18 protein-coding genes and 1 pseudogene are annotated in these 22,705 nt (G+C 47.4%); 13 read left to right on the plus strand and 6 right to left on the minus strand.

The window, feature by feature from the left end; translation table 11 throughout:
- Nucleotides 1-575: 575 nt before the first annotated feature.
- Both QUB39_RS10485 and ileS read left to right on the plus strand, forming a co-directional pair.
- Nucleotides 576-1,139, plus strand: a complete 564-nt coding sequence (locus QUB39_RS10485) for a Uma2 family endonuclease (protein WP_333056191.1) — start codon at nucleotides 576-578, stop codon at nucleotides 1,137-1,139.
- A 266-nt stretch (nucleotides 1,140-1,405) separates the two neighbouring features.
- Entirely contained in the window at nucleotides 1,406-4,996 is a 3,591-nt protein-coding gene (gene ileS, locus QUB39_RS10490; protein ID WP_333397705.1) for an isoleucine--tRNA ligase, read from the plus strand.
- Nucleotides 4,997-5,286: 290 nt separating this feature from the next.
- On the opposite strand, the gene QUB39_RS10495 is transcribed toward ileS, so the two are convergent.
- From QUB39_RS10495 to QUB39_RS10510, 4 genes are all read right to left on the minus strand, one after another.
- A complete protein-coding gene (locus QUB39_RS10495; protein ID WP_333056189.1) occupies nucleotides 5,287-5,601 on the minus strand; it encodes a hypothetical protein in 315 nt (104 codons plus the stop codon).
- A complete protein-coding gene (locus tag QUB39_RS10500; RefSeq protein WP_333056188.1) occupies nucleotides 5,588-5,923 on the minus strand; it encodes a XisI protein in 336 nt (111 codons plus the stop codon). Before QUB39_RS10500 ends, QUB39_RS10495 begins: the two co-directional genes overlap by 14 nt.
- Nucleotides 5,911-6,330, minus strand: a complete 420-nt coding sequence (locus QUB39_RS10505) for a XisH family protein (RefSeq protein ID WP_333056187.1) — start codon at nucleotides 6,328-6,330, stop codon at nucleotides 5,911-5,913. Before QUB39_RS10505 ends, QUB39_RS10500 begins: the two co-directional genes overlap by 13 nt.
- 95 nt (nucleotides 6,331-6,425) lie before the next feature.
- Nucleotides 6,426-6,938 (minus strand): dihydrofolate reductase family protein, encoded by a 513-nt coding sequence (locus QUB39_RS10510; RefSeq protein ID WP_333397709.1) that lies wholly within the window; start codon nucleotides 6,936-6,938, stop codon nucleotides 6,426-6,428.
- A 697-nt stretch (nucleotides 6,939-7,635) separates the two neighbouring features.
- Here QUB39_RS10510 and QUB39_RS10515 point away from each other — a divergent pair.
- A complete protein-coding gene (locus tag QUB39_RS10515) occupies nucleotides 7,636-7,974 on the plus strand; it encodes an XDD3 family exosortase-dependent surface protein (RefSeq protein ID WP_333056185.1) in 339 nt (112 codons plus the stop codon).
- Between the two features lie 289 nt (nucleotides 7,975-8,263).
- Nucleotides 8,264-8,386, plus strand: a complete 123-nt coding sequence (locus QUB39_RS10520) for a hypothetical protein (protein ID WP_333208478.1) — start codon at nucleotides 8,264-8,266, stop codon at nucleotides 8,384-8,386.
- A 205-nt stretch (nucleotides 8,387-8,591) separates the two neighbouring features.
- Here QUB39_RS10520 and QUB39_RS10525 read toward each other — a convergent pair whose 3' ends face one another.
- Nucleotides 8,592-8,807 carry a hypothetical protein gene (locus QUB39_RS10525; protein WP_333056184.1) on the minus strand — a complete coding sequence of 72 codons (216 nt, stop codon included), beginning with the start codon at nucleotides 8,805-8,807 and terminating at the stop codon, nucleotides 8,592-8,594.
- Between the two features lie 611 nt (nucleotides 8,808-9,418).
- On the opposite strand from QUB39_RS10525, the pseudogene QUB39_RS10530 reads away from it, so the two are divergent.
- The 9 genes and pseudogenes from QUB39_RS10530 to QUB39_RS10570 form a co-directional block, all read left to right on the plus strand.
- Nucleotides 9,419-10,957 (plus strand): annotated as a pseudogene (locus tag QUB39_RS10530) (ferredoxin--nitrite reductase); the annotation flags it as partial.
- Nucleotides 10,958-10,975: 18 nt separating this feature from the next.
- A complete protein-coding gene (locus QUB39_RS10535) occupies nucleotides 10,976-11,302 on the plus strand; it encodes a 2Fe-2S iron-sulfur cluster-binding protein (protein ID WP_333056200.1) in 327 nt (108 codons plus the stop codon).
- A 92-nt stretch (nucleotides 11,303-11,394) separates the two neighbouring features.
- Entirely contained in the window at nucleotides 11,395-12,717 is a 1,323-nt protein-coding gene (locus tag QUB39_RS10540) for a CmpA/NrtA family ABC transporter substrate-binding protein (protein WP_333263444.1), read from the plus strand.
- A gap of 156 nt (nucleotides 12,718-12,873) precedes the next feature.
- Entirely contained in the window at nucleotides 12,874-13,743 is an 870-nt protein-coding gene (ntrB, locus tag QUB39_RS10545; protein WP_333056182.1) for a nitrate ABC transporter permease, read from the plus strand.
- A 178-nt stretch (nucleotides 13,744-13,921) separates the two neighbouring features.
- Nucleotides 13,922-15,946 carry a nitrate ABC transporter ATP-binding protein gene (locus QUB39_RS10550; protein WP_333056181.1) on the plus strand — a complete coding sequence of 675 codons (2,025 nt, stop codon included), beginning with the start codon at nucleotides 13,922-13,924 and terminating at the stop codon, nucleotides 15,944-15,946.
- 104 nt (nucleotides 15,947-16,050) lie between these two features.
- A complete protein-coding gene (locus tag QUB39_RS10555) occupies nucleotides 16,051-17,622 on the plus strand; it encodes a nitrate ABC transporter ATP-binding protein (protein ID WP_333263447.1) in 1,572 nt (523 codons plus the stop codon).
- A gap of 372 nt (nucleotides 17,623-17,994) precedes the next feature.
- Nucleotides 17,995-20,166 carry a nitrate reductase gene (locus QUB39_RS10560; protein WP_333056179.1) on the plus strand — a complete coding sequence of 724 codons (2,172 nt, stop codon included), beginning with the start codon at nucleotides 17,995-17,997 and terminating at the stop codon, nucleotides 20,164-20,166.
- Nucleotides 20,167-20,789: 623 nt separating this feature from the next.
- Nucleotides 20,790-21,098, plus strand: coding sequence for an RNA recognition motif domain-containing protein (locus tag QUB39_RS10565; protein ID WP_015179102.1), 309 nt, complete (start codon nucleotides 20,790-20,792; stop codon nucleotides 21,096-21,098).
- 361 nt (nucleotides 21,099-21,459) lie between these two features.
- Nucleotides 21,460-21,918, plus strand: coding sequence for a phosphate-starvation-inducible PsiE family protein (locus QUB39_RS10570; RefSeq protein ID WP_333056178.1), 459 nt, complete (start codon nucleotides 21,460-21,462; stop codon nucleotides 21,916-21,918).
- A 76-nt stretch (nucleotides 21,919-21,994) separates the two neighbouring features.
- On the opposite strand, the gene rimM is transcribed toward QUB39_RS10570, so the two are convergent.
- The gene (rimM, locus tag QUB39_RS10575) at nucleotides 21,995-22,636 is read right to left on the minus strand and encodes a ribosome maturation factor RimM (RefSeq protein WP_333056199.1); all 642 of its coding nucleotides are present in this window, start codon (nucleotides 22,634-22,636) and stop codon (nucleotides 21,995-21,997) included.
- Nucleotides 22,637-22,705 lie beyond the last annotated feature (69 nt).

Consider the following 22,705-nt stretch of genomic DNA (forward strand, 5'->3'; position numbering starts at 1 on the left):
GACAGTCCGACAGTCCGACAGTCCGACAGTCCGACAGTCCGACAGTCCGACAGTCCGACAGTCCGACAGTCCGACAGTCCGACAGGGAATGAATTCCCTGTCTCATAGCGAAAGTCGGTTAAAACCGACTGCAAGTCTAAATTCAATTCGATGTTGAGTTTCGCATAAAAGCGACTGCAAGTCTCAATTTAACTTGATGTTGAGTTTCGCATTGCACGTTAATCAACCTCCTCAGTCCTCTTGCAGAGGACTTGCGCTATGAGACAGGGATTTCAATCCCTGTCGGACTGCAAGTGTCAATTCAATTTGATGTTGAGTTTCGCATAAAACCGACTGCAAGTCTCAATTTAACTCGATGTTGAGTTTCGCATTTCACGTTAATCAACCTCCTCAGTCCTCTTGCAGAGGACTTGCGCTATGAGACAGGGATTTCAATCCCTGTCGGACTCGCCGTCAAACGAGTTAGACCCCTTAAAGCCGTCAAGCGAAGGACAGGGTTTTAGACCCATTTTCTTGATAAATTAAATGCCCGATCGCTTAACTAATACAAATTAAACTTAAATCAACTTAAAATAATGGTTCAAACCGCTTCTAAACCTTTGAGTCTCGATGAATTTCTCCAACTGTCGGAAACCAAACCCGCCAGCGAATTCATCGATGGTCAGATTATCCAGAAACCTATGCCCCAAGGAAAACACAGCACAATTCAAAGCGATTTGGGTGCTGACATTAACCGGGTACTCAAACCCCAACGCATCGCCCGCGCCTATTCAGAATTGCGCTGTACCTTTGGTGGTCGATCGACAGTACCGAATCTTGCAGTCTTTACCTGGGAACGCATTCCCCGCGATGAAAACGGCGAAGTAGCCAACACTTTCGCCCTCGCCCCCGACTGGACAATCGAAATTCTTTCCCCCGACCAAAGTCAAACTAAAGTCGTCCGCAACATTCTCCACAGTCTCGGCCACGGAACCCAGATGGGCTGGTTGATTGACCCGGAAGAAGAACTGGTATTTGTCTATTTTGCCGATCGCACTTTAGCAGTTTTTGAAGAACGGGGCGATCGCATCCCCGTTCCAACCTTTGCCGAATCCTTCAATCTCACCGTCGGTGAAATGTTCAGTTGGCTGACTGAGTAGCGCAACCTTGATTTATGAAGGATTTTTTAACCGCAGAGGGCGCAGAGGGCGCAGAGGAGGAGAAGAGAGAGAGCTCTACGGATTTGGTTCGATCTAATGTGCGGTCGATCGCTTATACTAAAATATCTGGTTGTCAGCTCTTCAATGACGAGAGATGACTAAAGTTGTCACTACCAACTTAATTATGATTATTTAACCGGACTTGATATCATCTTTCAAATAACCGCTAACTACTAACAACTAACTACATAAAACGTTTCTCAAAAATGGAAGCTAAATCTTACAAAGACACGGTAAACCTGCCCAAAACCAAGTTTGATATGCGCGCCAACGCCGTCAAACGGGAACCAGAATTGCAACAATTTTGGGCCGATCAAGAAATCTACGATCGCCTTTCGGAAAATAACCCAGGCGATTTGTTCATCCTCCACGACGGGCCACCCTACGCCAACGGACAACTCCACATCGGCCACGCCCTCAACAAAATCCTCAAAGACTTTATCAACCGCTACCAAATGTTGCGCGGCAAAAAAGTCCGCTACGTGCCCGGTTGGGATTGTCATGGATTGCCGATCGAACTTAAAGTATTGCAAAACATGAAATCGGACGATCGGCTAAATCTTACGCCGATCGAACTCCGCCGCAAAGCCGCCACCTTCGCGCAGCAAACAATGGAACAGCAGCGCGAATCCTTCCAGCGCTACGGCGTTTGGGGCGACTGGGAACACCCGTATTTAACCCTAAAACCCGAATACGAAGCCGCTCAAATCGGCGTTTTCGGTCAAATGGTGCTCAAAGGCTACATCTACCGCGGCTTTAAACCGGTTCACTGGAGTCCGAGCTCGAAAACAGCCCTCGCCGAAGCGGAATTGGAATATCCAGAAGGTCACACGTCGCGCAGCATCTACGTCGGCTTCCATGTGAGAAAATTGTCAAAATCTTTGCAGTCGAAGCTCAAGCGCTATATGCCAAGCCTCTGGGCGGCGATTTGGACGACTACCCCCTGGACAATTCCGGCAAACTTGGCGATCGCAGTTAATCCAGAACTGACTTATGCGGTGGTGGAACCGCCGGCAAATTCCCACATCGCACAACAATTTATGTTAGTAGCTGTCGATGCGGTCGATCGGCTGTCGGCAACTTTTAACACTGAATTAAAAATACTTGCCACCTTCAAAGGCAAAGAATTAGAAGGTTGCATCTACAAACACCCGCTGTTCGATCGCGAAAGTCCGATTGTTGCCGGCGGTGACTACATTACCGCTGATTCTGGGACGGGATTAGTTCACACCGCACCGGGGCACGGACAAGAAGACTTTATCGTCGGAAAACGCTGCGGTTTACCAGTTTTAACGCCCGTAGATGAGAACGGAAATTTCACTGCCGAAGCCGGACAGTTTGCAGGTTTAAATGTCCTCGGAAATGGCAATGCCGCAGTGATTGATGCCCTTGCCGAAGCAAATTGTTTGATTAAAGAGGAAAGTTACGCTCACTCTTATCCTTACGATTGGCGCACGAAAAAGCCGACTATTTTTCGGGCGACGGAACAGTGGTTTGCCTCGGTTGAAGGGTTCCGAGATGAAGCCTTAAAAGCGATCGCCGGTGTGAATTGGATTCCCGCCCAAGGGGAAAATCGGATTACTGCAATGGTGGGCGATCGATCCGATTGGTGTATTTCTCGCCAGCGGACTTGGGGCGTTCCGATTCCCGTATTTTACGATGAAGAAACCAACGAACCGCTGTTAAATGAAGAAACGATCGCCCATGTGCAAGCCCTTTTTGCTGAGAAGGGTTCCGATGCTTGGTGGGAATTGTCGATCGATGAATTGCTGCCGGAATCTTACCGCAATAACGGCCGCACTTACCGCAAAGGTACAGACACGATGGATGTGTGGTTTGACTCGGGTTCTTCCTGGGCCGCAGTTGCCAAAGGTCGATCGGAATTAAACTATCCGGCTGATATCTATTTGGAAGGTTCAGACCAACACCGCGGCTGGTTTCAATCCAGCTTGCTTACCAGTGTAGCAACTAACGGCATTGCTCCTTACAAAACAGTTTTGACTCACGGTTTTGTGCTCGATGAAAAAGGCCGGAAAATGAGCAAATCCGAAGGCAATGTCGTCGATCCAGCGTCAGTAATTAAGGAATATGGAGCCGATGTTTTGCGGTTGTGGGTGTCTTCGGTAGACTACTCGGCAGATGTGCCTTTGGGCAAAAACATTCTCAAACAGCAATCGGATGTTTACCGCAAAATTCGCAATACAGCTAAGTTTTTGCTGGGCAATTTGCACGACTTCGATCCGGCAAAAGATGCCGTTGCTTACGAGGAATTGCCGGAACTAGACCGCTATATGCTGCACAGAATGGGCGAAGTTTTTGCGGAAGTCCAAGATGCTTTTGAAAGCTTCCAATTTTCGCGATTCTTCCAAACTGTGCAGAATTTCTGCACGGTAGATTTGTCGAATTTTTACTTGGATATTGCCAAAGACCGACTTTACATCAGCGCGACAGATACCCTTCGCCGCCGCAGTTGTCAGACGGTGATTGCGATCGCTGTGGAGAATTTGGCAAGGGCGATCGCACCTGTTTTGTGTCACATGGCTGAGGATATTTGGCAGTACCTTCCCTATCCGACTCCTTACAAGTCCGTGTTTGAAGCCGGCTGGGTGCAAATTGATGCTTCATGGCACAATCCAGAATTGGCTACTCGCTGGCAGTATTTGCGACAAGTGCGGGGCGAAGTTAACAAGGTTTTGGAAAAAGCGCGGATTGAAAAGGCGATCGGTTCTTCTTTGGAAGCTAAGGTTTTATTGTACGTTCCCGATGTTGAGAAAAGAGAGCAATTGCAAGCTTTGAATCCCAGCAGTGAAGAATTGGTGGATTATGTGCGATCGCAAAATTCAGTCATCGAGTTAGCGGCCCAGGAGAAAGCAAAAGCAGCACAAGATAAACAGGAAGAACAAGCGGCAAAAGTTGCTAAAGTCTTGACAGAAAACAAAATTTATGTTGAGCCGAAAACGATCGCACAAAAGAGCGATCGACCTTCTCAGATAGTAGAGTATTCTGTCCCTGAACTGTCGGCTTCAGATTCGCAGCCAATCTTAGATCAAGCCGCCGAGTTTGTGGCTAATTTGCCTGAATACGCAGGCAACTTTTTTACAGAATACCAACAAGCGCTGGTAACACTTGGACTCTTAGCTTCTGTGTTGATAACGGGCCGAGTAACGCTGGCGATTTTGGATACGATGAATCAGATACCGCTTTTGGGAGGCTTCTTTGAAGTCATCGGCATCTTATTTACAATCTGGTTTGCTTTCCGTCACTTGCTGTTTGCCGCCAACCGTCAAGAAATTGCACAACAAATTGATTTCCTGACAGCAGATGTGGTGGGCCGGAGTACGGCGCTTGTACTTGCAGAAACACAGGCGATCGTCCTCGCACCGGCATTAGATACAGCGCTTGTGCTTGTAGAAACAGGGGCGATCGCACAAACAGCCCCAGCCGAAAAAGTGTTTGTAGAAACAGCCCAAATCCCGCAACCAGAATTAGTTGCGATCGAACCCAAACCAGAAATTCCTGCTGACCTAGCTGCAGGGCACCATTCTACAATGACCGGCAAGGGTGTAGATGAATTGCGCTATTTGTTCATTACTTCGGAAGTGGAACTGGTAGAATCGAATGCCATCCTGCAGGAATTGCCGTACAGTTATCAGTCTCCAGAGTTGGCGATTGGTGTAGTCAAAGCAGACGGCCAAAAGTGCGATCGTTGCTGGAACTACTCTACTCACGTCGGAGAGTCGATCGAACATCCGCTAATTTGCGAACGTTGCGTTTCAGCAGTAGACGGCAAATTCTAACTAAAATGTGTACTGCGGAATGAGAATTAAATAATTTCCCTTTTTTCTTGTGGGAAGGGCGTCCTGCCCGCCCAGAAAGGACGGGCGGGACGCCCATCCCACAACAAACATGAAAAGTTGATTACTACTCGTTACCAGGCTCCTGCCTGGTAACGCAGATCCGGAGGCTCTGCCTCCATCTTCCCAGCCGAGGCAGAGCCTCGCTTATATGGGTTCCAAGGCAGAGCCTTGGAAGCAGTTAAATCAATCAAACAATGAGTGGGATGGGCTTCTAGCCCGTCACAAATATGCTATTTCTTAAAAAAACTGCAGACGATTTCACCAGGGTTGTTTTGTCCAAACGTCAAAACAGTTCCATCTTTCTTAACTGTAGTGCGATCGCGGCAATTGTAGACTTCCAGAGGCTGTTTCACTCCATCAACACTCAGAATTACCCTGTATTCCCAATAATTTTTTGCACTGCGTTTGATATCGACAATGCAAATCTCGCTTCCTTGATAATTGCGGCAAACAGAGGCGTCAGCAGGAAGGGCGGCCCCGAAAAAAGATATTAATAACAAAAAGTAGCAAACACATTTCATCATCTGCGATCTATTCCACTGCATAACCCGTATACTTCCGCATAAAGGGCGGCTGAAATCCCCAAACAATATCCTCTTTTGGAACTCCGGCTATTACTAAATTTTCAGCAATATCATCTTCAGTCGCATTCCATTGAAGCCAAATTTTTCCGCCCTTGATATCAATGTGAATGCTACAATGATGCACCCTAGTCTGCTTGTCCCAGCCCACATAAAAGATTTGGTAATGATCTCGTTCTGTATCAATAATTGTCTCGACTTCAATGTCTCCGTGAGCAGGTTTGTGCTGGCCGTACTCCAGTAACATTTGCTGCACAATTTGCCGATATTTGATTAATTTTTCCATTCTACAATAACCTCAACTGCTGTATCATAAACAATCATTTTTACCTGATTTTCCTCGATCCTTGCTTTCGGGAAATCTAGTTGAAAGAATTCTTCATAAGTTATTAACGGCACAGCCAAGTACAAAATGCGATCGGGTGCTTTTTCTTTGAGTGCTGCTCGGTAATTAATGAACTGCCCCAATGCTCTGTGAAATTCCGAGATTGCCGACGATTTTGCCAAAAAACTTTTGACCTCAACGGCAATTTTTTCGCCTTGCCTTTCTGCCGCAATCAGCCTTTCTGCTCCCAGATCGATCGACATATCTACACCGCCCACACTAATCGGAAACGGATCGTGGGTAATATGCCAGCCTTCTTTTTGCAAAGCTGTTTTGACAACTTCATGAAAAACATCTTTGGCAGACATAATATATCGATAACTAACTTACTTATTCCTATCTTACCTTTTTTGATAACCAACTGACAGTATTTTTGCAAGCGACTTAGCAATTGGGCGCGCCCTCAAGTCGCGACATCATAAGATAGCTGAACCATGCCAGAACTGTATGTCTGACATCCAGTTAACTGCAAAGATGTAGTGTTTATGGGATTAACAAATAAAGGGATTCCCTCGCCCAAAATAATCGGGTGCACCGACAGAATCACTTCGTCAACAAAATTTTGATTCAGGAAATCGCGAATCAGCAGAGAACCTCCCACCAACCAAATATTTTTGCCCTCCAGCAAGCGCAAGTCATTGACAAAACTCTCTAACTCTGTTACCACTTCCACATCCGAAGTAGCTTGAAAATCTAGATTTTTTGTAAAAACATAACTTTTTTTTTCCTGGTACGGATACTCGCCAAAAGTTAGAACTTGTTCGTAAGTTTTCCGACCCATGAGAACCGTATCGATGCTATCTAAGAATTTACTATAACCGTAATTTTGGTCTGTAAACAGCCAGTCAATATCGCCGTTCGATCGGGCGATATAACCGTCCAGACTAGATGCAATGAATAGTACAATTTTACGCATGGCAACACCTAGGTTTTGGGAATGATTGGGGTGATCGTCGCCCCAACTTGAATTTTAAATGATTCAGTGTCCTGACGGTAGCTTGAGTTCGATACCCACTTGGTCTCTCGGTAGTCTTGATTTTATTGTGACAGGATTTTTCACTGGGTGGGGATTAGCCCGCGCGTCACAATCAAAGAAACCGAGTTTTTTGGGGTTTCTACACTGTCATGCGTCTTCTCAACAAAAACCCGGTTTCTGGCCTACGCATCAGGGAGCATCTCAATGAAAGCAGCCACGCTAAAAATTGGAGTTTTGAGGCCCTCTTGCTGGGGAGCATCTCAATGAAAGCAGCCACGCTAAAAATTGGAGTTTTGAGGCAGGAGGGAAGAGGGAAGAGGAAGAAGGAAGGAGCCAGAAGAAGTGTTTTTACAAATATGAGATGCTCCCAGTACACACAATCCTGTAGTAAGCATCGGTGCGTCGCCACCCGTCAATCTGCAAGTTCTATTTAAAAGGTTGCAGATCCGCACCCTACATATTAAAATCACACAACATAAATATAGCGGCTACTGTACTTCATCAACCACCGAATCTGCTGTATGATTTACTAAAAATTAAAAACAGTCGAGCGAGCAGACTTGACAATTTAACAATGATTCCCAGGGAGGGTTTTATGAAATCCATTGCTAAAAACAGCCTCCACTAGACTTACTCAGTGGCTAGTTTCTGTCTCCTTTTCGCAATACAGCAACAAAAAGCTACAGCAGCAACGCTATCTAACGGCTGGAATTACGCGATCGATTCCTTGAACGACGGCGTGACAGGGGCTCAAATCGGCGGCGGGGAATTTGAATTTTACGGCATCGCCATCAAAGAAACATCAGATACAGCTTTCATCGCCATCAATTCTAATCTAAGTTTAGCCGGATATGCCGACTCACTAGCTCAAAGAGGCAACATCAACTACGGCGATTTATTCTTCAATTTTTCCGGTCAAATTTTCAATACAGCTAACGCAAACGGCAGCTTGTTTGGTAAGCTGTTGTGCATTTAAATTGTATGTTGAGGGCGGGCTATAGCCATCCTAAATCATTTGTGAATTTCTTACTCCCTCCCCTTGGGTTCGGGGAGGGCTGGGGTGGGGTAAAAAATTTATGACTCCTGCAAGGATTGCTATATGGGGCGTGATGTTGTAGATGCCGAGACCGGATTCTATTAATAATTCGATTGTTTGATTAATAATTTTCATAAATTGTCTTTCATCGCCAGCCCTGTTCAATATACCTCTCCAATAATTATTGTGGAACAGGCATCCTGCCTGTTCAAGACAGGCTTTGCTGGAGATGTCTAATAATTATAATTACCTTGGTTGGGATGACTTCATTCCTCAAACTCTTCAAATGCCGATCGCGCACAGCAATTTTACTAATTTTACCATCAGCGTTCAACCCAACAGGCTCTCATGAATCAGCACTTTTTCTGTAAGTGCCACCCAAAGCGAGAATTGGATAGTCAAAAAAAATCATACGGCAAGAACGATCACACGTTTTTAGAACACCCAATCAACTTCCGGCCCTACATCCGCTGCAGGCATCGTGGGTTCCTTCTAACTCCCTCGGTGGTTTCTGCACTCTTAGGCGCTGCATGAATCAATCAAATTTTTAAATCCTGTTAATATATCGCCGACAGTTCGTTGACTATCTTGACTCTTCCCTTGATCACAGAACGCAGCAGGCGGTTGATCGAATGTCTGTATTCATCGTCGAGAGAGTCGTCCAAAACAGCGGCCATCAAGCCGTAGCGATCGGCTAAAGTCAAACAACCCGTCTCCGTAACAGAGGCAAGCATTTCGGAAATAGCGCCGGGGATAAGTTGAACTAAAAGCATGAGACGTTCCTTAAATTCGATGCTTATATCATCTCTCGTTCTGGGAAAATTAATAGTGACGCTGGCATAGCACACAATGTGATGTTTTGAGGCAAACTGTGTGACAGCGACCGCTCTAATGTTGTGACGATCTCGTTTTAAGTCTGCGATCGCAATCACAAAATTAATTTTAGATATTCCAATTTCCCCCTTTCCCTCCTAAATCTAAAGATTTAGAGAGATTTTTCGGTTTTGGGGGTCTCTTTACCCATTTCCCATGTATAAAACGCATGGGCATTATGCGAAATATTCATAAAACTCAATATTTTGTAAAAATAGATACGAATATTTACAATCGTGGGCTTTACATTAGCTCATAACAAAGGTGCATCGAAACAGAGCGATCGACCGAATCATCGGTAGCAACTATAACCATAAATAGTTTGGCGACGTTCGAGCTAGCGCCCAGTCAAGCTCAAGTTTACAGAAGACCAACCATGCTTAAAAGAAATTCCATCTAGTAACTAAATATACAGTTTTAAATCCATACAGTCACTAAGGTTAGCAGGAAACACACACTTTATGCTCCAAGTCAATACCTCCCCACACAAGCCAGCAGCGAGGGTAAACCGATGACCCAAACAGTAGAACCCAAAGCCCAAGCGAGCCTGAACAAGTTTGAAAAACTCAAAGCCGAAAAAGATGGCTTAGCATTAAAAGGCGAACTCGACCACTTCGCCGCAATCGGCTGGGAAGCAATGGACGAAATCGATCGCGAGCACCGCCTCAAATGGCTCGGCATCTTCTTTCGGCCAGTAACTCCGGGCAAATTCATGATGCGGCTGCGCTTGCCCAACGGCATCATAACTAGCAATCAAACCAGAACCCTAGCAGAAATCGTCCAACGCTACGGCGACGACGGTAGCGCCGACATCACCACCAGACAAAACCTGCAATTGCGCGGAATTCGCATCGAAGACGTACCCGACATCTTCCGCCGCCTCAAAGAAGCGGGCATGACCAGCATCCAGTCTGGCATGGACAACGTGCGTAACATCACGGGTTCCCCAGTCGCGGGGCTGGACGCCGACGAACTGATAGATACGCGGGAACTGGCGAACCAAGTCCAAGACATGATTACGAACAACGGCGAAGGCAACCCCGCGTTTTCAAATTTGCCGAGAAAGTTTAATATTGCGATCGCAGGCTGCCGCGACAACTCAGTCCACGCAGAAATCAACGACATCGCCTTCGTACCCGCTTACAAAGACGGCAACATCGGCTTTAACGTATTAGTCGGCGGTTTCTTCTCCGCCAAACGCTGCGACGCTGCAATTCCTCTCAACGCATGGGCAAGTCCCAGCGACGTTGTAGATTTGTGCAAAGCAATTTTAACTGTGTTTCGCGATCGAGGCCCAAGAGCAAACCGCCAAAAATCGCGGCTGATGTGGCTGATTGACGAACTCGGAATCGAAAAATTCCGAGCCGAAGTCGAACAAGAATTAGGGCGCACTTTGCCCGCCGCCGCGCCCAAAGATGAAATCACCTGGGACAAACGCGACCACATCGGCATCTACGCCCAAAAACAATCAGGGCTCAACTATGTAGGGCTCCACGTTCCCGTCGGACGGCTGCAGGCATCGGATTTGTTCGATTTGGCCAGAATTGCCGAGGTTTACGGTAGCGGCGAACTCAGGCTCACTGTGGAAGAAAACGTGATTATTCCCAACGTTCCCGACTCGCGGATAGAATCGCTGGTCAAAGAACCCCTGTTGCAGCGTTTTTCCATCGAGCCCGCACCGCTGACACGAGCCTTGGTTTCCTGCACCGGCGCCAAGTTTTGCAACTTCGCCCTCATCGAAACCAAAAGCCGATCCGTGGCAATGATTGAGGAACTCGAAGCTGAACTGTCAGTACCCAAACCGGTCAGAATTCACTGGACGGGTTGCCCCAATTCCTGCGGTCAACCCCAGGTAGCAGACATTGGTTTGATGGGAACAAAAGTTCGCAAGAACGGCAAAACCCTCGAAGGTGTAGACATTTACATGGGAGGCACAGTTGGCAAAGACGCTCATTTGGGTGCTTGCGTCCAAAAAGGCATCCCTTGCGAAGACCTCAAACCGCTGCTGCATCAACTGTTAGTCGAGCAGTTTGGGGCAGTTCCTAAAGAGATTACAGGGGATGTAGCTGTGCTGAACCGGCAACTGCAATTGACGGTTGAGGAGGGCGAAACAGCAGTCTCGGCAGCCCAACCTCAGACATCTACTGTCATTTTCGCTCGATCGGGCAAAGAAGTTGCTTGCAGCGAAGATGAGTACATTCTCGATGTTGCCGAACGGGCCGGGGTCGAACTTGACAGCAATTGCCGGTCAGGAAGCTGTGGCACTTGCAAGCAAAAACTCCTAGAAGGCCAAACAGTCTACGACAGCAAACCAGACGCGGCTGCTGACTTAGAACCAGGGTTCATTTTAACTTGCAGCGCGCGGGCGATCGGCAAAGTGTCGATCGACGCCTAATCTAAATAATGTCAGATGCGATGCGAAGGTCGCGAATCAATCTCACATCTCACATTTCCACCATCTCCAAGTACAACAACAATTCAAGACAAATGAGCAACCTTTCTAGAAGAAAATTCATCATCACCGCTGGAGCAACAGCAGCCGGCACCCTCCTAGCCCACGGTTGCAGTTCCAGTCCCACCACATCTAACGCAACTCCCGGCGGCGCTTCGCCCACCGCCGCCCCAGCAGTCAACATCAATCCCGCCGACGCCCCAGAAGTTACCGCAGCCAAACTCGGATTCATCGCCCTCACCGACGCAGCACCCTTAATCATCGCCCAAGAAAAAGGGTTATTTGCCAAGTACGGCATGAAAGACGTACAAGTTACCAAACAAGCATCTTGGCCAGTTACTCGCGACAACTTAGAACTCGGTTCCGAAAAAGGCGGCATTGACGGGGCCCACATTTTATCCCCCATGCCTTACCAAATGTCATTAGGCACTATTACCAAAGGCAATCAGCCAGTGCCGATGTACATTCTCGCCCGGTTAAATACTAACGGTCAGGCAATTTCCTTGAGCAAAAAATACCTAGATTTAAAAGTAGGTACAGACAGCGCACCGCTGAAAGCAGCTTTTGGTAATCAAAACGTTCCTATTGCTATGACGTTTCCCGGCGGCACCCACGATTTGTGGATACGCTACTGGCTAGCAGCAGGCGGTATTAATCCAGATACAGATGTTTCCGTGATTCCCATACCGCCGCCCCAAATGGTAGCGAACATGAAATCTGGCAGCATGGAAGCCTTTTGCGTAGGCGAACCTTGGAATGCTCAGCTAGTTACTCAAAAGGTAGGATACACCGCCTTAATAACTGGAGAAATGTGGAAAGATCATCCTGAAAAAGCTTTAGGTTTAAGAGGAGATTGGGTTGACAAAAATCCCAAAGCTGCAAAAGCACTTACCATGGCCGTACTGGAAGCCCAGCAGTGGTGCGACAAGCCAGAAAATCACGATGAAATGTGCCAAATCATTTCTCAAGATAGGTGGTTAAAAGTTCCCTTCGCAGATATTATCAGTCGCTCTAAGGGTCAAATTGACTACGGTACCGGTCGCGTTGAAGCCGCCAGCCCTGTGGCAATGAAATTTTGGGCAGATAATGCTTCTTATCCCTACAAGAGTCACGATGCTTGGTTCTTAGCTGAAAATATTCGCTGGGGTTATATCCCGGCAACTACCGATATCAAAGCAACGGTTGATAAAGTTAACCGCGAAGATATTTGGAAAGCAGCAGCGACAACACTTGGCGTCCCCGCAGCCCAAATTCCTACTAGCAGTTCTCGCGGTGTAGAAACATTCTTTGACGGCGTGAAGTTTGACGCCGAAAAACCAGAAGAATATCTGAAGAGTTTGGCAATCAAAAAAGCATAATTAGTGCACAGTTGACAGTTGACTGTTCACTTTTGATAGTTGACCGATTTTTTAATTGAGTGGAGTTGGGTTTCCTAACTCAACCCACCCCAGACACGGTGAACACTTCAAAGTATCTACAAATAATCGATTATTCACAATCTTGGAAAAAGAAAAATGGCAACAAACCTCGCTGTTACTAAAAGCAAAAATCCAGTAAATTTCGTTCTGGATCAGGTTCAGAAAAACCGCCGGAAAATCATCCGCCCGCTGGTAGCAATTGCAGTTCTGCTCATAATCTGGCAAATCCTCTGCAACAGTCCAGAGTCCAGCTTGCCGGGACCCATCAAAACAGTCCAAGAAAGCTGGAATCTAATTATCAATCCTTTCTTCGACAACGGCGGTACAGACAAAGGCTTGTTCTGGCAAATTTTGGCTAGCTTGCAGCGGGTGGCGATCGGCTTTACTTTAGCAACAGTTCTCGGCATCAGTTTAGGAATCCTGATCGGGACAAACTCCCTAATGTTCGATGCTTTAGATCCGCTGTTTCAAGTATTTAGAACTATCCCGCCCCTGGCTTGGCTGCCGATCGCCCTGGCCGTATTTCAACAGTTCAATCCCTTTGAAGGCATGGGGGTGAAAGCTAACGAAGTTTCTGCACTTTTCGTAATCTTAATTACAGCAATTTGGCCGATTCTAATTAACACCACAGTAGGCGTTCAACAAATACCCCAAGACTACAGAAACGTCGCCCGCGTCTTGCGCCTCCCCAACCAAAAATACTTCTGGAAAATCCTGCTTCCCTCTTCTGTTCCTTACATCTTCACTGGCTTGAGAATTGGCATCGGTTTGTCTTGGCTGGCGATCGTAGCTGCGGAAATGTTAGTCGGCGGCGTCGGCATCGGCTTCTTCATCTGGGACGCTTACAACAGTTCTCGACTCAGCGCAGTGATTATAGCAGTGCTTTATGTAGGAATCGTCGGTTTGATTTTAGACAGAATCGTTGGTTTCATTGCTTCCAAAGTTGTTCCTGAAGAACAAAAATAGGATTTGGGCATCGGGCATCGGCCAAACAGGGCATCGGGCATGGCGAATGGGGAATGGGGAATGGTTGCCAACTACAAACTGGTAGAAATGAGTTGTAAATTAATGCCCAATGCCCTGTTTGGCCAATTCCCAATTAATAATCAGCATCATACAAATTACAAACTAACCTAAAATTGCCATGTCAGTATTTGTTGAAGTAGACCACGTTGACCGCGTATTTAACTTGCCCAACGGAGAGCAATACATCGCTCTTAAAAATATCGAACTGAAAATTAAAAAGGGAGAATTCATCACCTTAATTGGGCACTCTGGCTGCGGCAAATCTACGCTGCTAAATATCATCGCCGGCCTCGACAAAGCAAGTCAGGGCGGGATTACTTTAGAAGGGCGGGAAGTCCGCGATCCAGGCCCGGACAGAATGGTGGTGTTTCAAAATTACTCGCTACTACCTTGGCTGACGGTGCGCGAAAATATCGCCCTAGCAGTAAATGAAATTTACAGCGGTAACTCTCAAGAAGATCGGGAGTTGGTGATCGAACACCACATTAAATTGGTCGGACTCGGACACGCGGCCGACAAACGCCCAGGCGAAATTTCTGGGGGGATGAAACAAAGAGTTGCGATCGCCCGCGCCCTGGCGATTCGCCCGAAATTGCTGCTGCTAGACGAACCCTTCGGCGCCCTCGATGCCTTAACTCGCGGCGGTTTGCAAGACCAGTTGATGAAAATTTGCGAGGAAAGCAAAGTCACCAGCGTGATGGTAACTCACGATGTGGATGAGGCTTTATTACTGAGCGATCGCATTGTGATGCTCACCAACGGCCCGGAAGCCCAAATCGGGCAAATCCTCGAAGTGAACATTCCCCGCCCCCGCAAGCGCATGGAAGTTGTCAACCATCCGAGTTACTACGCGCTGCGTAACGAAATGGTTTACTTCCTCAACCAGCAAAAGCGGGTCAAACAGCGCCGGGCCAAACAACAACCCGCTGTCATCGCCCGCAACGGCCTGGAAAAAATCAACCTCGACATCGGCTTTATTCCCCTCACCGACTGCGCCCCCTTAGTAGTAGCTAAAGAAAAAGGATTTTTCAAAGCCCACGGGTTGGAAGAAGTTACTCTCAGCCGCGAACCGGGCTGGAAAGCGATCGCCAAAGGAGTTGCCGAAGGACGGCTGGACGCGGCGCAAATGGTCGCAGGAATGCCGATCGGGATGCTGTTGGGCCTCGACGGTGAAGCCCCTGTACCCGTCTGTAGCGCCATGACGCTCTCTCGCAACGGCAATTCGATTGTTTTCAACAAAGACCTTTACAGACAAGGCATTCGGACATTAGAGGATTTCAAAGCTGCGATCGCCAAGACTCCCGATAAAGTTCACACCTTGGGCATGGTACACTCGGCCTCCATGCACAATCTGCTGTTCCGTTACTGGCTGGCCGCCGGCGGCATCGACCCCGACCTCGACGTGGGCTTGACCGTGATTCCGCCCCCGCAGATGGTATCAAATTTAAAAGCAGGCAACATTGACGGCTACTGTTCAGGCGACCCCTGGAACTCGCACGCAGTCAACAGTGGTACGGGTTTTGTTATGGCCCGTTCCCTGGATATTCTGCCCGGACACATCGAAAAAGTTCTCGGTGTTAGCGAAGATTGGGCTCAGAAATATCCTCAAACCCACCTCGCCCTCGTCAAAGCGCTTTTGGAAGCCTGCGAATACTGCGACGATCGCCGCAACCGCGAAGAAGTCCTAGGATTGATTAGCCAAGAACAATACATCGGCGCCGATCCCAAAGACATCCGTCCAGGGTTCATCGATCCATACAACTCCGGTACGGAGGCAGAACCAGAAATGCTCTACAATTTCAACCAGTTCTCTGTTGACAAAACCAATTTTCCAGACCGCCTAGAAATGGTGTGGGTGATGGCGCAGATGGCTCGGTGGGGACTGATCCCGTTCCCGAAAAACTGGGTGGAAGTGGTCGATCGAGTTTTGCGGCCCGATGTTTTCGGTCAAGCAGTACGGGAATTGGGTTTGCCGGATATTGCCAGAGATCGCCGGACGATCGAGCTATTTGACGGCACTGTGTTTAATCTCGACGACCCGATCGACTATCTTCACAATGTCAAAATCAAACGCGCCGTCCGCATTGAAGAAATCTTAATTGAACAAATAGGCAGTCAGTGTTCCATCAAACTGCCAGCATAACTAGCAAATAGGAAGAGGGAATGAGGAGCCAGAAATCAGGAAACAAGACTCCACATTTTCCGCTTCCTAACTCCCTAATTTCAAATTCTCAATCGAAATTTGTCATGTCTAATTCATCAACCCAAAATCCAAATCCTGAAAATATGCAAACTCTCAAAACTCCCCAAACAACCAAAATTCAAACGCCAAAGCAAGACTTTCTTACTATTAAAGACGTATCGAAAGTCTACGAAACTCCTAAAGGCCCTTACGTCGTTCTCGACGGTGTAAACCTGACTATTAATGAAGGCGAATTTATTTGTTTGATAGGTCACTCTGGCTGTGGCAAATCAACTTTGCTGAATATGATCGCGGGATTCAACGGGCCGACAAACGGAGAAGTAGCCCTGGAAGGTTCGCAGATTACTGAACCAGGCCCCGATCGCATGGTCGTGTTTCAAAACTACTCGCTACTACCATGGCTGACTGCTACAGAAAATATTCACCTCGGCGTTGAAAATGTTTACCCGGAAAAGTCCGCAGACGAACACAATACGATCGTCAAGGAACACTTGGAATTAGTGGGGCTGACCGAAGCTTGTCACAAAAGACCGGGCCAATTGTCCGGGGGGATGAAACAGCGGGTGGCGATCGCCAGAGCCCTGGCAACTCGTCCCAAACTGTTGATTTTGGACGAACCTTTCGGAGCTCTGGACCCGATTACCAGGGAAGAGTTGCAGGAAGAATTGCTGAAAATTTGGCGGCAGGAAAAAATTACCGTCATTATGATTACTCACGATATTGATGAGGCTTTGTTTTTGGCCGATCGCATCGTGATGATGACCAACGGGCCAGCAGCTTCCATCGGCGAAGATATGCACATTCCGTTCAGCCGTCCCCGCAACCGGGCGCGGATTATGGAAGACCCGAAATACTACGAACTGCGTAACTTTGCTTTGGAGTTCCTGTTTTCTCGCTACGCCCACCACGAAGAAGGTGAAGAAACGGACTCGGAGACAGAAGCCGTCGCGCTACCGATGCCATTACCTGCTAGCAAAAAGCCTGCGGTTGCTGATAGGCCTCTTGCACCTGCACCTTTTGTGTCTCACGCTGCCGAACCCTCAGAAGCCTCGTCGATCAAACGTGGCATCCTGGCAGCCTCGTGGTTCGTCGCAATGTTTACTTTAGCTGCGGTCAATATGTCGGTTGTTTCCAGCCAGCTAAAGCAAGCGAAACTAGCAGAAACTGCACCTCCGGCGCCGACTGCCGGGGCGATTGTGAGTTCTCCCCCCAGCCCGCCAATCGCAGCAAGTTCGATCGCACCGAATCCTAGTCCTGCACCCATCGCTGCTGCAAGTCCTGCACCCATCGCTGCTGCTGCCACATCACAGATTTCTGACCAAGCCGAACTCGATGCGATCGGACAGAAGTTGTATGCACAAATCGACCAACAATGGAGAACAACTCCGACATTTACCGAAAGCTTGACTTATCGGGTCAAAGTAAAACAAAACGGCGATATCCTACAGTTCGATCCCACAAATAAAGCAGCTAAAGATTTCGTCAAAGAAACTCCTCTGCCGGTTTTGCAAACTCCTGCCGGTGCCACAGCAGGCGCTGCTGAAAAAACTGCTGAATTCCAAGTAACTTTTAGCCCCAGCAACGGAGGCGTATTAGAAGTTAAAACACAGAAATAGGCGACATAATACTCGCCCACTAAATCTCAGATTGCTATCAACAACAAGGTCAAAAGTAGTATCGGCGCGCTGTTTGAGTCCTGCAACAATTCTTCCTCGCTCCCCTAGGTGGGGTGACAAGATTTAGGGCAGGAGTACCTCTGTTAGAGAGGTATTTAGGAGCGAATATCCACTGACTACAAACCCGATGGCTCGCGAGTTTTAGAAGATAGCGGTTTATTTTAAGTCAGGGTATTGTCCGTTGCTGTGAAGCATTTTTGCGGTAAGTTAGTAATGATTAAAACATTATTTGCAGGAGCCCTCAGTTCCGACTATAATGACGAATTACCAATTACCCATTAGCTTTCAAAAATTAGCATCTAAAATCACCAGATGGAAACTATAAAAACTCTTTGCCCATACTGCGGTGTAGGTTGCGGTCTAGAAGTTGTTGCCGACAAAAAACAAAGTTGGAAAGTGCGGGGCGATCGCAATCACCCATCGAGTCAGGGCATGGTTTGTATTAAGGGAGCAACCGTAGCAGAGTCTATTCGGAGCGATCGGCTAATGTATCCGATGATGCGAGATACTCTCGACCAACCCTTCCGCCGCGCTAGCTGGGACGAAGCTCTCGATGCAATTGTTAACCGCATCCAAACAATTCGCAGCACCAGTGGCCCCGATGCTTTGTGTGTTTACGGTTCGGGTCAATTCGCAACAGAAGATTATTATATTGCCCAGAAACTACTGAAAGGTTGTCTGGGTACTAATAATTTTGATGCTAATTCTCGCTTGTGTATGTCTTCAGCAGTCTCTGGATACGTTCAAAGCTTTGGCTCGGATGGGCCGCCTTGCTGTTACGACGATTTAGAATTAACAGATTGCGCTTTTATTATTGGTAGCAATACAGCGGAATGCCATCCCATCGTATTCAATCGATTAGCAAAATACCACAAAAAGCATCCCCATGTCAAAATGATTGTGGTAGATCCAAGGCGGACTCCGACTGCGGAAGCGGCGGATTTGCACTTAGCAATTAAACCGGGTACCGATATAGATTTGCTTAATGGAATTGCATATTTGCTGTTACGCAGGCAAGCAATAGATTCTGAGTTTATTGAAGAATGCACGGCGAATTTTTCAGCTTTTGCTGAGGTTATTAGCAGCTACACGCCGGATTTTGTAGCCTCGCGCTGCGGCATTACTGTGGGCGAGTTAGAAACGGCGGCAAACTACTGGGAACAGTCGCAGCGCGTTTTGTCTCTGTGGTCGATGGGAATAAATCAGTCGTCGGAAGGCACGGCAAAGGTGCGATCGCTGATTAATTTGCACTTGATGACCGGTCAAATTGGCAAACCGGGATGCGGCCCGTTTTCCCTCACCGGCCAGCCAAACGCGATGGGAGGGCGGGAAGCGGGAGGACTGTCTCACTTGCTCCCAGGCTACCGATTTGTGAAAAATGCTGAACACAGAACCCAAGTCGAGGAATTTTGGGGAATCGCACCGGGAAGTATTTCCCCGAATCCAGGCCGCACAGCTTGGGATATGATCACCGGTTTGGAAACTGGCGAAGTTGAGTTGCTGTGGATTGCAGCTACTAATCCGGTGGTGAGTATGCCGGATTTGGAACGCACGAAAGCCGCTTTGCTGCGATCGCCCTTTACTATTTATCAAGAAGCTTACTATCCCACTGAAACCTCTGCCTACGCTCACATCCTGCTGCCGGCAACGCAGTGGAGCGAAAAAACCGGAGTAATGACCAATTCCGAACGCCGCGTTACCTTTTGTCCCGGTTTCGACACTCCCTCCGGGGAAGCCCGCGACGACTGGAGCATTTTCGCCGAGGTGGGACGGCGGTTGGGTTTTGCCCAACACTTTGCTTTCGAGAACAGTGCGGAGGTTTTTAATGAGTACGTGCAGTTGACGCGGGGCCAGCCTTGCGATATGACCGGCCTGAGCCACGAATACATCCGCCAAGAAGGGCCGCAGCAGTGGCCTTGCCGGGAAAACGAGCCTGTGCATCCAGCGAACGAAGCGAAACGGCTGTATACAGACAGGCGTTTTCACACTCCTGACGCGCGGGCAAGATTTTCGGCCTATCACTCGCGGGGACTGGCAGAACCTCCCGATCCGAATTATCCGTTTGTGTTGACGACAGGGAGACTTTACGGACACTGGCACACGATGACGCGGACGGGGAGAACAGAGAAAATTAATCAATTGCACCCCGATCCGTTTTTGGAAATTCACCCCCGTGATGCTGCCAAATTGCAGATTAAGGAGGGGGATTTGCTGGAAGTTCGATCGCGCCGCGGCAAGGCGCAGTTTCCGGCAAAAGTCACAAAGGCGATCGCCCCAGGTACGCTATTTGTACCGATGCACTGGGGTTCTCTGTGGGCCGAAGGCGCTGAAGCCAATGCCATGACTCATGCTGCAAGCTGTCCAGATTCCAAACAGCCTGAGTTAAAAGCTTGTGCGGTGCAGTTGGTGCTGGTTGGGGCAGAAACTGTCGCAGAAGTTGAGGAATTTAATTGGCAAAAATCCACCCTCGCCGTCACTTCTTGAGCTGCCATCGAACGACGGGATGCTACACATCACCGCCGAACGAGCGGGAACCAGCGGGCGATCGACATGGGGAAGAACGTGGTTGACGTTCGGGGATCTCTGAGTCAATCGCCCTCAGTTGAAAGATTGGAGATTTACTCCACAGATGAATCTGGGATCTTGAACAAGAGTCTAAAATTTTGCACTCTTGGCGACAGGAGTCCGGGGCTTGTATCCGTTTTTAGGATAACAACCTCTCTCGATCGAGCAATTTTGAACCCGGACATACCCTACACATAAATCTTAAATCCCAAATCCCATATCTAAAACCTAAAATCGTTATGCCATTACGCAGCCTAAAAACAGCGTTTCCCCGGCAGAGCCCGGAAACAAGGAAAATTAAATTTATATTAAATTTATTTATTCTGAGTTGTTCCTTCTTGATTGGGAGTTTTTCCTTCCGCAGAATGCCTTCTGGCGAAGGCCTTCTACCTTATTTTTAATTAATTGAGTCAGACAATTGCAGTTTGCACCTATAGGTGCTATGATTTTTTTACAAGGCTTTATTTTCGGCAGTACAGTTCGTTCGATCGGCGTTCCTCCGGATTTAAATCTCTACACCCTCTGATTCTGGAGAATGTTCAATGTCAATCTATGTCGGCAATTTATCCTACGAAGTAACGCAGGAGCACCTCAACCAAACTTTTGGAGAGTACGGTACAGTAAAGCGCGTTCAGTTGCCTGCTGACCGGGAAACAGGTCGGATGCGGGGCTTCGCTTTTGTAGAAATGTCTACTGAAGCCGAAGAAGCCGCAGCCATTGAGGCTCTTGACGGTGCTGAGTGGATGGGTCGCGACCTCAAAGTCAACAAAGCAAAACCCCGTGAAGAACGTCCTAGTGGCGGCGGTAACTGGGGTAACAACGATCGCGGTGGCAATTCTCGTCGCTACTAAACCACCCGAGCTAAATTTTTAGCTATCTTCTATATTGCGTCGGAGCAAGCTGGGAGTCAACCATCATTCTCTGTTGAGAATAGATAGTTAGTTCAGTATTAGCACCGCGCCTTAAAAGCCTCAAAATATTGCTAGACAATAGTTTGAGGCTTTTTTATGGCAAAAATTTATTAAGCAGGAGTTCATCGCGTGCGATCGATTCCTAGCTGACACGAAAAACTATAAAATATAACAGGCAGAGAGAGTCGCCTTCCCCAGTGCCCGGGTTGCCACCGTGAAACCAGGCAATCAGAGAGTTTTGCGCTTGCAAAGCGTACCGAAAAATGACAAAATCATCAAAAATGATGACTAAATCACTGGTATGCTGAAAAAAATATTTAGGCAAATTGCGAAGTTAAGCAATGATGAAAATTTTCTGCATTTTACAGAAAGTGTAGAAGTAATAATATCGAAAGTTTTATCACTGGCGATGATTTTGGTAATTATCGTCAGCGTTGCCGATTTGGTGATTTTTTTAGCACAAGAATTGGCAAACCACACTGATAATTTTTTAAAAGACACGTTGTTTGTGATATTTGGGTTATTTTTAAATGTTTTAATTGCATTGGAAATATTGGAAAATATTACAGCTTATCTGAAAAAGCACGTAATTCAAGTTGAGCTGGTTATTGTAACTTCTTTGATAGCAGTATCTAGAAAAATCATTATTCTTGACTTGGAAAAAAAAACCGCAGCCGACTTGATTGGTTTGGCGACTGCAATTTTCGCGCTTTCCATCAGCTACTTGATAGTGCGGTATACAAATAAAGGAAATGATTAATATTGGAAATTGGGAATTGGGGATTGGGCATTGTTAATAACTAATATCATATCCGGTCGAGCGACCGGACATGATATTATTCCAACAAACCAGGAGGAGGCACAATTTCAATTCTGCCTTGTTCTAAGTCAACCACTGGCACAATCTCTTCCACAAAAGGAATCAATATTTTTGTGGATTTAGGCTCTTTAACACGAATTTTCCGTGGTTTGCGGGTATTTCTGGGGTCAGCGTTTGCTTGGGGAGTTTCAGGCTGTTTTGGCTTTTCTAATTCTGCGGCGACAGTTTCCGGCGCAGTTAGATTCGTTTCTACTTCTAAAAGGTCGTTACCTGCGGGAATAATATCACTTACCTTGCCTAGGATTTCCCCGGTTAACTGGTTAAAAACTTCCATACCGATCAAATCTTGGACGTAAAACTCATCAGATTCGAGGTAAGGTCGATCGGTCTTTTCAACAAACAACTTACAGCCCCGCAGCGCCTCAGCACTATCGCGGTCTTCCACACCCTCTACCTCTACAGCATACAGCCCTTTGCCCGGAATATAGCGACCGCCCAAAAACTCGATCGGTTCCGGTTCACTTTTGTTAGGGCGCAAAATCCACCGCTTCCCCGGTTCGATAAACCTTTCCGGGAAATCAGAATCGGGATAGACTCGCACTTCCCCGTCCAAACCTTGAGCTGCTACAATTTTACCGATTTCTATCCATTCAGACATAAACTTTTTGGGAATTGGGAATTGGGAATTGGCAATTGGGAATTGGGAATTGGGCATGGGGCATTGGTA

Origin of the sequence: Microcoleus sp. AT8-B5 (assembly GCF_036705565.1) — a bacterium.
Lineage (GTDB): Bacteria > Cyanobacteriota > Cyanobacteriia > Cyanobacteriales > Microcoleaceae > Microcoleus.

Excerpts from the sequence above, each read along its gene's own strand:
- QUB39_RS10485 (WP_333056191.1), top strand. The coding sequence starts at position 576 with ATGGTTCAAACCGCTTCTAAACCTTTGAGTCTCGATGAATTTCTCCAA.
- ileS (WP_333397705.1), top strand. The coding sequence starts at position 1,406 with ATGGAAGCTAAATCTTACAAAGACACGGTAAACCTGCCCAAAACCAAG.
- QUB39_RS10495 (WP_333056189.1), bottom strand. The coding sequence starts at position 5,601 with ATGCAGTGGAATAGATCGCAGATGATGAAATGTGTTTGCTACTTTTTG.
- QUB39_RS10500 (WP_333056188.1), bottom strand. The coding sequence starts at position 5,923 with ATGGAAAAATTAATCAAATATCGGCAAATTGTGCAGCAAATGTTACTG.
- QUB39_RS10505 (WP_333056187.1), bottom strand. The coding sequence starts at position 6,330 with ATGTCTGCCAAAGATGTTTTTCATGAAGTTGTCAAAACAGCTTTGCAA.
- QUB39_RS10510 (WP_333397709.1), bottom strand. The coding sequence starts at position 6,938 with ATGCGTAAAATTGTACTATTCATTGCATCTAGTCTGGACGGTTATATC.
- QUB39_RS10520 (WP_333208478.1), top strand. The coding sequence starts at position 8,264 with ATGTCTAATAATTATAATTACCTTGGTTGGGATGACTTCATTCCTCAA.
- QUB39_RS10525 (WP_333056184.1), bottom strand. The coding sequence starts at position 8,807 with ATGCTTTTAGTTCAACTTATCCCCGGCGCTATTTCCGAAATGCTTGCC.
- QUB39_RS10540 (WP_333263444.1), top strand. The coding sequence starts at position 11,395 with ATGAGCAACCTTTCTAGAAGAAAATTCATCATCACCGCTGGAGCAACA.
- ntrB (WP_333056182.1), top strand. The coding sequence starts at position 12,874 with ATGGCAACAAACCTCGCTGTTACTAAAAGCAAAAATCCAGTAAATTTC.
- QUB39_RS10550 (WP_333056181.1), top strand. The coding sequence starts at position 13,922 with ATGTCAGTATTTGTTGAAGTAGACCACGTTGACCGCGTATTTAACTTG.
- QUB39_RS10555 (WP_333263447.1), top strand. The coding sequence starts at position 16,051 with ATGTCTAATTCATCAACCCAAAATCCAAATCCTGAAAATATGCAAACT.
- QUB39_RS10560 (WP_333056179.1), top strand. The coding sequence starts at position 17,995 with ATGGAAACTATAAAAACTCTTTGCCCATACTGCGGTGTAGGTTGCGGT.
- QUB39_RS10565 (WP_015179102.1), top strand. The coding sequence starts at position 20,790 with ATGTCAATCTATGTCGGCAATTTATCCTACGAAGTAACGCAGGAGCAC.
- QUB39_RS10570 (WP_333056178.1), top strand. The coding sequence starts at position 21,460 with ATGCTGAAAAAAATATTTAGGCAAATTGCGAAGTTAAGCAATGATGAA.
- rimM (WP_333056199.1), bottom strand. The coding sequence starts at position 22,636 with ATGTCTGAATGGATAGAAATCGGTAAAATTGTAGCAGCTCAAGGTTTG.